An 8116-nucleotide genomic window follows, 5' to 3' on the forward strand; every position below is an offset into this window, starting at 1 on the left:
CGCCCGGGGCACCCGCATCCTCACGCCGCGCGCGGGGGCTTTCGCCTCCTGGGTCGGCCTGGGCCTGATCCTGCTCGCCATGGCGACGTACACGGGCTCGACACCGTTCCCGTCCTTCACGGCGGCGCTCCCCGTCGTCGGCACCCTCGTCGTGATCGCGGCGGGGATGCCGCCTCAGTGGTGGGGTGCCGGTCGGCTGTACGCGCTCCGCCCGATCCAGTTCCTCGGCGATGTCTCGTACGGCACCTATCTGTGGCACTGGCCGCTGATCGTGATCCTGCCGTTCGCTCGCAGCGCCCCCAACGGCATCCTGGTCTCCCTCGCGATCCTATTCGGCTCGATCGCTCTCGGCTGGCTGTCGAAGACCCTTGTTGAAGACCCGTTCCGGACTCGATCGCGCATCGCACGCGCCCGGTCGCGGTGGACGTTCGCATCGGTCGCCGCGAGCATGCTGGCCATCGCGCTGGTGACGGCACCGCTGGCGACGCACGTGATCCGAGCTCCCGCGGTGGCCGCGGAGAATCCTCCGGCCTGTTTCGGAGCGAACGCGATGGTCGATTCGGGGTGCGGACCCGTCGACCAGGTGCCTCTCGTGGCGGCGCTCTCGACCTTCTCCGCGGACGTCGCGGCCCCCGAGTTCCTGCAGTGCGAGCTGAGCACCAACAACGACGCGTTCCAGCGATGCGACTTCGGGGATGCGGACGCGCCCGGACCGCACATCGCCCTCCTCGGCGACTCCCACGCGACGCGGATGGCGGAGCCGCTGCGGGATCTGGTCGCTGAGAAGAACGGGCGACTGAGCACGTTCCTTCTGTCCGGCTGCGCGTCGATGACCCGGGAGACCACGGGGAGCGCCTGGGGATTCGATCCCGAGTACGCGGAGAAGTGCCGTTCCGTCTCGGCGGAGATGATCGACCAGATTGCGAAGGACACCTCGATCGATGTGGTCGTGATGACGAACCGCACCCGTCTCTACGTGACGACCGAGGCCTCGTACCACCCGTTGACGGCCGACATGGTCGCCGCAACCGTGCGGGAGTTCGAGGACGCCGGGAAGAGGGTGATCGTGCTTCGCGACCCGCCCGAGCGCTATGCCGTCCCCCCGAAGGGCGGAGAGAGCGCGGCGGACTGCCTCGCACGGGCGAAGAGCCCGAGCGACTGTGCGCTCCCCCGTGCCACGGCCCAATTCGCGGACCCCATGCGCGAGGGAGGAACCACCGCCGGCGCAGAGGTGGTCTCGCTCGAAGACCTGTTCTGCGACGACACCCGATGCCTGTCGCGGATCGGTGGGGTCGTCGTCTACTCCGACGACAACCACATGACCCGCTCCTATGCCCTCAGCCTCACGGATGAGCTGCGGCGACGACTCTCCCTGTGAGCGGCGCCGGACCGCTGTCTCCGCTGCCCGCGATCGTCTTGGCGTCCCCGTGCTCGTGCGATGTCTGGTCGCATCGAGCGACCCTCAGCCCAGGCGGGCCGGTAGCTGCTCGGAGAGCAACGGGGCCAGCGTCGTGGCGTACGTGCGGGAGAGATGGTTGTCGTCCCGGTAGACCGCGACGTTGCCGATGACTCCGGCGCACACGTCTCCGGGACAGATCCACGGCGTGAGGTCGATCAGTCGGATGTCAGGGCCCGCGAGTGCTTCTGCCGGGCTGGAGTCGGCCAGCGAACTCGACCGCGGGGCGGCGCAGTCCATCGCGCTCACGGACCCCGTGGTGCACGCGAACATGTCGAAGGCGAAACGCGGATTGTCCCGCACCGCGAACACTTCGATCCCGGCATCCCCCATCCGTTCCAGGAACCGCTCGATGCCGGGGCGGAGAGCCTCGTCCTCCTCGCCCGGGTTCGAGCGCGTCACCACGGTCATCACGGCCGCGGGAGCGAGTCGTTCCGCGTGGGAGATCGCCGCTTCGCGCCAGTCCGGGCAGGAGGGATCCATGCCCGGCTCGTCCACCCCCATGGAGCAGCCTCCCTTGATGAGGAAGACGACGCCCCATCCCCTCTCGGCGGCGACGGGAAGGAGCGCGGCGGTCGCCTGCTGCGCGTGAGAATCGCCGATCACCACGATCGACTGTCCGGCACGCGGAGTTCCCCGGGTCTCGGAGCAGGTGCCCCGCAGGATGTCGTCGTGCACCGCTCGGACGCCCGAGCATTCCTGGTCCAGCAGCACCCACTCGTCCTCGAGCTGCGCGGGGAGCGGCAGGAGAGCGGCGTCCGCGGGAGGCGGGGGCAGGGTGGGGTCGTGCAGCACCGCGGCACCGGGGTTGTCGAGCAAGGCTCGCGCCTCGATCTCGCCATGCTGGATCGCGCTCGCCATCTGCCACCCCGCCAGCGGCGTCACCACGACGGCCGTCGCGACCGCGAGCACGGCAAGGGGGACGAACGGCGAGGAGTCCGATCGCCGCCACGCCCGAACGGGGGTGTCCACCAACGCGGTGAGTCCGCGCGCGAGCACCAGTGAGACCGCGATGACCAGCGCTCCCCCGGCCGGACCGGCATCCGATCGACCCGTGACGACGAGCAGGGTGATCAAGAGCGGCCAGTGCACGAGGTAGAGCCCGTACGCGTCGCGTCCGAGAATCCCGAACACGCGGGATGCCAGGAGCCTCGCGGGTCCGACGGGCCGCGCGCCCGAGCCCGACAGCACCACGGCGGCGGCGCACAGAACGGGCCACAGGGCGAGGAACCCGGGGAAACCGCCCTGGACGTCCACCGCCATCCCGAGGGCGAGCAGTCCCGCGAGACCGACCCATCCCAGAGTCGCGCGAGCCCGGTCGCCCAGCCGGATATGCGGGAGGGCGACGATGAGAAGCGAACCGGCGGCGAACTCCCACAGGCGTGCCCCGGTGTCGAAGTACGCGGCCCGCTGGTCGGACGCGGTGATCGCGACCGAGTACGCGAACGAGACGAGGAAGACCGCGCCGAACGCGACGCCGACGACCCGATCTGCCGCCCAGCCCCGGCGACGGACGAGGACCTGGCACACGGCGAGGATCGCCACCCAGAGGACGAAGGCCTGGCCCTGCACCGACAGCGACCAGAAATGCTGCAGCGGACTGGGCGTCTCGGAGCGCGCGTAATAGTCCACCGCCTCCGCCGCGAGAAGGCGGTTCTGGACGTAGAAGAGCGACGCCCACGTCTGCTCCCAGACGGAGTTCCAGATCGTCGGTGGATACACCGTGCGCACGAGGGCGAGCACTCCGAGCAGTGTCACCGCCGCCGCCGGCAGGAGCCGCCGGAACATCCCCAACAGGTGCCGGACCGGCCGCACGGGGTGGGGGCCGTCCATACGGCGCAGGAAGCCGCGGGTCAGGAAGAACGCGGACAGCATCAGGAACACGTCGACGCCACCGGACACCCGCCCGAACCACACGTGGTAGGTGACCACGAGCAGCACGGCGACAGCGCGGAGCCCGTCGATGTCCCGCCGATACGCCCAGCGCCCCTCTTCGGACCCGCTACCGGATGTCAGCGGGGTCGAGACGGGGGAAGCGGCTCTCACGCCAGCTGGTTGTTCCACATCGACAGAGCCGACCCGATGGCCATGTGCATGTCGAGGTACTGGTACGTGCCGAGGCGCCCGCCGAAGAAGACGTCCTGCTCACCCTTGGCCAGCTCGCGGTACGCGAGCAGGCCGGCGCGGTCGTCCGCGGTGTTGACCGGGTAGTAGGGCTCGTCAGCGCGCGTGGCGAACCGCGAGTACTCGCGCACCACGACCGTCTTGTCGGTCGGATAGCGGTCCGCGCGCTCCGGGTGGAAGTGCTTGAACTCGTGGATGCGCGTGTAGGGGACGTCGGCGTCGGCGTAGTTCATGACGCTCGTGCCCTGGAAGTCGCCGATCGGCAGGACTTCCTGCTCGAAGTCGAGGGTGCGCCACGACAGCTCGCCCTCGGCGTAGTCGAAGTAGCGGTCGACGGGCCCGGTGTAGACGACGGGGACCTGTCCGACCGTCGCCTTCTTGTTCAGCGGCTGCGACTCGTCGAAGTAGTCCGTCGACAGCTTCACCTCGATGTTCGGGTGGTCGGCCATGCGCTCGAGCCATGCGGTGTACCCGTCGACGGGGAGGCCCTCCCACGTGTCGTTGAAGTACCGGTTGTCGTAGGTGTAGCGAACGGGGAGGCGCGAGATGACCTCGGCCGGCAGGTCTTTCGGGTCCGTCTGCCACTGCTTCGCCGTGTAGTCGCGGATGAAGGCCTCGTACAGCGGCCGCCCGATCAGGGCGATCCCCTTCTCCTCCAGGTTCGCGGCATCCTTCGCGTCGAACTCGCCCGCGAGTTCGTGGACCAGCGCCCTCGCCTGGTCGGGCGTGTAGGCCGCCTGGAAGAACTGGTTGATCGTGCCCAGGTTGATCGGCAGCGGGTACACCACGCCCTTGTGCGTCGTGTAGACGCGGTGGACGTACGACGTGAACGCGGTGAAGCGGTTGACGTACTCCCACACCGACGGGTTGGACGTGTGGAAGAGGTGTGCACCGTAGCGGTGCACCTCGATGCCGGTCTCGACCTCGGCCTCGGAATACGCGTTGCCGCCGATGTGGTGACGACGATCGATGACGGTCACCTTGCGTCCGGCCGCAGCCGCGCGCTCGGCGATCGTGAGGCCGAAGAAGCCCGAACCGACGATTAGCAGATCCACGCTGCTCACTCTCCTTCTTTCACGACGTCGGACTCGCCGGTCCGCTCCGAGGGCGCCGTCTCAGCGGCAGACCCGATGTCATCGCTCGTTCCCGTCTCGACGGCGGACGTGCCGAAGACCTCGACCGGGGCCTCGGGAGCGCGGAACGAGAAGATCTTGTGCAGGACGTACGTCGCCACCACCAGCACGATCGTGATCACGAGCTGGCTGACGAGCTTCTCCGGTGCGCTGCTCAAACCGAGCACGCCCACGGCGAAAGCCCCGAGCGCGATGTTCGCGAGGAACGACCCGAACGTGACCGACGAGAACTTGACGAACTCCCTGGCCACCCCCCGCGTGCTCCGGAAGACGAATCGTCGTTGCAGGACGAACGAGGTCGCGTTCGAGATGATCCAGCTCAGCGCCGTGGCCCATACGAAGTCGCCGGGCACCGCGAACGCGTGCAGCAGGAGGAGGAAGACCGTGTACAACCCGTAGGAGAACGCGGTGTTCAGTCCGCCGAAGAAGAGATATCTCACCTCTGGGCGTGCCGCCACAGCGGAGAAGAACGTCCTCACCCCAGAATTCTACAGGGCGCCGCTCGAGGGCTCCGACGGGCGCTCAGGTGCGCTGCGCTATGCTCGAAAGCCGCAGCCGGTACCGCGAGCGCGACATCGGGTCCGGGAGTTGCCTCCCGCCGTGACCGCTGCCCCGACTGCCGATCAGTGGCCCCGAGAGGATGGGTATGAGCGCCGCGCCCCTCGTTTCCGTTGTCATTCCGGCGTACAACAACGCGCGGACCATCGCCGAGACCATGACTTCGGTCCTCGATCAGGAGGGCGTCGACTTCGAGTTGATCGTCGCCGATCATTCGTCCTCCGACGGGACGAGATCCGAGATGGAGAAGTTCGCGGACGACCCGCGCGTCACTCTCGCCGACACTCCGGCCGGCGGCGGCGCGCCCCGGAACTGGAACCGCGTCACCGACCTGGCCACCGCCCCCCTGCTCAAGCTGGTGTGCGGTGACGACATCGTCCGCCCCGGCACCCTCGCGCGACAGGCGGCCCTGCTCGCCGACGAGACCGCGGTCCTGACCGCCTGCCGCCGTGACATCGTCGATGCCGAAGGTCGCGTGCTCATGGCCGGGTGGGGTTTGCGAGGGCTGCAGAAGCGGATGCCGGGTGCCCGCGCCGTCCGAGCAGCGGTGCGCGCCGGTTCCAATCTGTTCGGCGAGCCCGCCTCGGTGATGATGCGCACCTCCGCGCTCGTGTCCGCCGGCGGATGGTTCGGCGACTTCCCGTACCTCATCGATCAGGCGACCTACTCCAAAGTCCTCCTCCAAGGCGACTTCGTACCCGATCCGGAGGTCGGGGCGACGTTCCGGATGAGCTCTTCGCAGTGGAGCGTCGCGCTGACCAAGGCGCAGTCCGCCCAGGCGCGCGGATTCCATCACTGGCTGCGCGAGAACCACCCCGATGTGCTCAGCCCGATCGATCTCGCGGTGGGCGACACCCGAGCCTGGGCCATGGCTCGCGCGCGACGCCTGAGCTACAAGATTCTCGAACGGAGGATGCGATGACCGGCGCCGAGCCGTTCGTGCACCGACTGTCTGTCGTCATCCCGGTGTACCAGGGCGAGAAGACTCTCGCCGCAGTGCTGGCGGAGCTCGATCCCCTCGCGGACGGCTTCGTCACCGGCGAGGGCCACACGGCCGTGGTCACCGAGGTCGTGCTCGCCTATGATCACGGACCCGACCGGTCCGCCGAGGTCATTCGCGCCCTCGCCGAGAAGTACGCCTACGTGAAACCCGTGTGGCTCAGCCGCAACTACGGCCAACACGCCGCCACCCTGGCCGGTATCGCCTCCTCGGGCGGCGACTGGGTGGTCACGCTCGACGAAGACGGTCAACACGATCCCGCGGCGATCGGGTCGCTTCTCGACACCGCCATGCGCGAACGGGCCGATGTCGTGTACGCGGATCCCACGAACAAGCCGCCCCACGGCTACGTGCGGAACACGGCGTCGCGCGTCTCCAAGCGCCTCCTCGAGACCGTCTTCGCCGGCGGGAAGGCCTCCCACTTCAACAGCTACCGTCTGATCCTCGGCGAAGTCGGTCGAAGCGTCGCCGCCTACTCCGGCACCGGCGTCTACCTCGATGTCGCACTGTCCTGGGTCGCCGCGCGGATCGTCACCTCTCCCGTGCTTCTGCGGGAGGAAGGCGATCGGCGATCCGGGTACTCGTACCGCCGACTGATGGCCCATTTCTGGCGGATGATCCTCACGTCGGGCACACGCGGGCTCCGTCTCGTGACGGGTGCCGGTGTGGTGTTCGCCGTCGCCGGTGTGCTGTTCGCCATCTACCTCGTCATCATGCGGTTCACGAGCGGAAACATCCCCGAGGGCTGGACGTCGCAGATGGTCCTCACGGCCCTCGGAACGGGCTTGATCCTCGTCGCTCTCGGAACGATTGCGGAGTACCTGGGCGTCGCGGTGAACATGGCGATGGGAAAGCCCGCCTACCTCATCGTCCGCGACCCCGCCGTGGGTCCCCTCGGTCAGCAGCGTGCCGACTCCGATTAGGTGGATCATCGGCCGAGGCCTGCTCGGCTCGGCGATCGAACGGGGACGGCCGGACACTCCGTTCTCGGCCCCCATCGACTGGTTCTCCCCCTCGGCGACGGTGTCGAGCCTCGACGCCGGTGTGGACGCGTTCCTCCGCCTCGCGGGCGACCGCGAGTGGGAGATCTACTGGAGCGCCGGGCGTGGCGTGACGTCGACTCCGCGCGAGATCATGATGCGCGAGGCCGAGGTGTTCGAGTCGTTCCTCGAGCTGGCCGCCGAACGTCTGCCCCGTGACGGAAGAGGATCCTTCTTCCTGGGTTCGAGCGTCGGCGGGGCGTACGCGGGCAACCCGTCCCCGCCGTTCACCGAGCTCACCCCGACGGCGCCGCTCTCGGCGTACGGCGAGGCGAAGCTGCGCATGGAGAACGCCTTGACCGCCTCGATCGCTGCGACCGGTCGGCGGGCCTTCATCGCCCGCGTCACCAACCTGTACGGCCCCGGGCAGGACATGGCCAAGGGGCAGGGACTCATCTCGGCCATCGTCGGTGGGTACGTCACCGGCCGGCCCGTGTCCGTGTACGTGTCGCTGGACACTCTCCGCGATTACATCTTCGTCGAGGACTGCGGTCGGGTCGTGTCCGCCGCGATGGAGCGGGTGCGCACCGAGCCCCCCGGTACCGTCGTGACGAAGATCGTCGGATCCATGCGTGCGCTCTCGATCGGTGCCCTGCTCGGCGAGATCGGCCGACTGCGCCGGCGCCCGGCCCCGCTGATCCTCGGCCAGGGCGACGCCCGCGGGCAGTCGCTCGACCTCCGCGTCCGCTCGGTCGTGTGGCCGGATCTCGACGCCCTCGTCTCGACGACCCTGCCCGAGGGTCTCGGGATCGTCTACCAGGCGCAGCTGCTCAGCCACATGGTCAACGGACGCTGACCCGGCGAC

Annotated in this window: 7 protein-coding genes; 4 read left to right on the top strand and 3 right to left on the bottom strand. The window is 68.7% G+C overall.

Annotation, left to right across the window (positions count from 1 at the left end):
* Positions 1–1378: acyltransferase family protein (locus tag I5G_RS09040; RefSeq protein WP_022878773.1), on the top strand; the 1378-nt coding region annotated here is incomplete at its 5' end.
* Between the two features lie 84 nt (positions 1379–1462).
* On the opposite strand, the gene I5G_RS09045 is transcribed toward I5G_RS09040, so the two are convergent.
* From I5G_RS09045 to I5G_RS24020, 3 genes are read right to left on the bottom strand one after another with little or no spacing between them, the layout of a single operon-like run.
* Entirely contained in the window at positions 1463–3502 is a 2040-nt protein-coding gene (locus I5G_RS09045) for an acyltransferase family protein (RefSeq protein WP_022878774.1), read from the bottom strand.
* Positions 3499–4635, bottom strand: coding sequence for a UDP-galactopyranose mutase (glf, locus tag I5G_RS09050; protein ID WP_022878775.1), 1137 nt, complete (start codon positions 4633–4635; stop codon positions 3499–3501). Before glf ends, I5G_RS09045 begins: the two co-directional genes overlap by 4 nt.
* A 5-nt stretch (positions 4636–4640) precedes the next feature.
* Positions 4641–5192 carry a GtrA family protein gene (locus I5G_RS24020; protein WP_083896601.1) on the bottom strand — a complete coding sequence of 184 codons (552 nt, stop codon included), beginning with the start codon at positions 5190–5192 and terminating at the stop codon, positions 4641–4643.
* 167 nt (positions 5193–5359) lie between these two features.
* Here I5G_RS24020 and I5G_RS09060 point away from each other — a divergent pair, with 167 nt between their 5' ends.
* From I5G_RS09060 to I5G_RS21565, 3 genes are read left to right on the top strand one after another with little or no spacing between them, the layout of a single operon-like run.
* On the top strand, positions 5360–6193 hold the full coding sequence (locus tag I5G_RS09060; RefSeq protein WP_022878777.1) for a glycosyltransferase family 2 protein: 834 nt from the start codon (positions 5360–5362) through the stop codon (positions 6191–6193).
* Entirely contained in the window at positions 6190–7194 is a 1005-nt protein-coding gene (locus I5G_RS09065) for a glycosyltransferase (RefSeq protein ID WP_022878778.1), read from the top strand. Before I5G_RS09060 ends, I5G_RS09065 begins: the two co-directional genes overlap by 4 nt.
* Positions 7178–8107 (top strand): NAD(P)-dependent oxidoreductase, encoded by a 930-nt coding sequence (locus I5G_RS21565; protein WP_022878779.1) that lies wholly within the window; start codon positions 7178–7180, stop codon positions 8105–8107. The genes I5G_RS09065 and I5G_RS21565 overlap by 17 nt, the downstream gene beginning before the upstream one ends.
* Positions 8108–8116 lie beyond the last annotated feature (9 nt).

This window comes from Microbacterium sp. B19, assembly GCF_000333395.1.
GTDB lineage: Bacteria > Actinomycetota > Actinomycetes > Actinomycetales > Microbacteriaceae > Microbacterium.

Coding starts and splice junctions, on each gene's coding strand:
- I5G_RS09060 (WP_022878777.1), top strand. CDS start 5,360: ATGAGCGCCGCGCCCCTCGTTTCCGTTGTCATTCCGGCGTACAACAAC.
- I5G_RS09065 (WP_022878778.1), top strand. CDS start 6,190: ATGACCGGCGCCGAGCCGTTCGTGCACCGACTGTCTGTCGTCATCCCG.